Genomic DNA, 1,714 nt, shown 5'->3' with positions numbered 1-1,714 from the left:
AGTGCCCAGACTGTGTGAAAACTCATGTCGAGTAGAAGTTGTTGACTGTGCTTTTAGTTAGTAACCATCGAAGATGGTTTCGATCGATTTTTTCTCAGCATATCAGTTTTATCTAGGCGAGCGAAGTTACTATTGCAATACTGCCCTAATAGCATTGCTTAAGCCTCTAACTCCCATGATTGTTATCATTCTTCTGAAGTTATATGTCAGAACATGAAGGCTTATTTCTGTACTTACATTTTTAAATCTGCGCGTTAGCAAATGAGTCGCGCCCATCCAGAGTTTGATTGATCCGAATGGATGTTCAACGGTTTGCTTTCGATGCAGCATTAGCTCTGGTGCGTCTTCTAATTTTTTAAGCATTTGCTCCGTTAGTTTTTCATGCACCCAGCGCCTTATTCTTCTAGCATCCTTCTTAGACTTGGTACACTGACTTCTAATTTTACAATCTCGGCAGGCGATGCAGTTAAAGTAAACATCAAGATATTTGCCTTGTTCAAACACCTGCATTCGGTTTTGTAACTCGTTGCCTGCTGGACATATGTATATGTCTTTATCCGCATCGTACTTAAACATCGACCTATTAAATATTCCTTTCTTTTCAGAAGAGGAGGTATCAGTCTTAGGCATGATAGGCTCCGCACCTAACTCAATTGTAGCCTTCAAATCAGGCTGACTAAAGTAGCCCTTATCTGCTAACACCATGATATCTTTTTTCTGCAACGCTTCTTGTGCTAGCTTTGTCATTGGCGCAAGTTGACCTCTATCTGGTACGTTGGTCACGTCATGCGCCACAATGAGATGATTCTTCGTATCAACGGCACTTTGCACGTTATAACTCACAACTCTCGTAAAGCCTTGGGTTTTCATTAAGCGTGAATCAGGATCGGTAGTCGATATTTGTTTATCAGGATGATTTTCGACTTGCTCTTTAATCTCGTGCAATTCTTTTAGTTGGTTACGGAAGTCGGCTAACCTTTCTTTTGTCGCTTCAATTTTTACACTGTTAACTTGTTCCTTGTCAGCTTCATCAAGTAGTTCAAGGTAGCGACTAATATTCTTCTCTACTCTGTCGATATGGAACTGCACTTTCTTTGGAGTGTAATTATTGGCTTTATTGTTACTGGCTTTGAACTTACTACCGTCGATGGCAACCGCAGCTCCTTCAAACATATTTAGACGACGGCAAACTTCTACAAACGTTTTACACACATTTTTAATGCCGTCCCCGTTGTCTTTTCGAAAATCAGCAATAGTTTTAAAGTCAGGTGCCAACTTACCAAGTAACCACATAAGTTCGATATTACGCTGGCATTCAGTTTCTAATCGACGGGATGATTGAATACGGTTGAGATAACCATAAAGATAAAGCTTTAATAGTGTGGCTGGGTGATATTTAGGTCGGCCAGTTGCTTTTAAGGTTAACCCTTTAAAACCCATTTCAACTAGATTTAGCTCTTCAATGAAAACATCAATCACTCTAACCGTATTTTCTTCACCGACGTAATCTTCCAGTGATTCTGGAAACAGCGTTGATTGGTCTCGATTCTCGCCACAAATAAACTTTGACATATTGCCTCAACTTTCGATTGAATCAGTAGTCTTATTGTATAAATATCAGTATGTTAATTGAACTAAATGTATAGATTAATCGATCATAAACAGAGTATGCTTAGACCAAAAAGTGATCAGAGTTTTCACACAGTCTGTGCCA

Annotated in this window: 1 protein-coding gene; it reads right to left on the bottom strand. The window is 39.3% G+C overall.

Annotation, left to right across the window (positions count from 1 at the left end; translation table 11 throughout):
- Positions 1–129: 129 nt before the first annotated feature.
- A complete protein-coding gene (locus ON073_RS20260) occupies positions 130–1,572 on the bottom strand; it encodes an IS1182 family transposase (protein ID WP_274763675.1) in 1,443 nt (480 codons plus the stop codon).
- Positions 1,573–1,714 lie beyond the last annotated feature (142 nt).

The organism is Pseudoalteromonas sp. G4 (assembly GCF_028875915.1).
Taxonomy (GTDB): Bacteria; Pseudomonadota; Gammaproteobacteria; order Enterobacterales; family Alteromonadaceae; genus Pseudoalteromonas.
The sequence above is the reverse complement of the archived record's forward strand: the minus strand, read 5'-3'. Positions and strand labels throughout refer to the sequence as shown.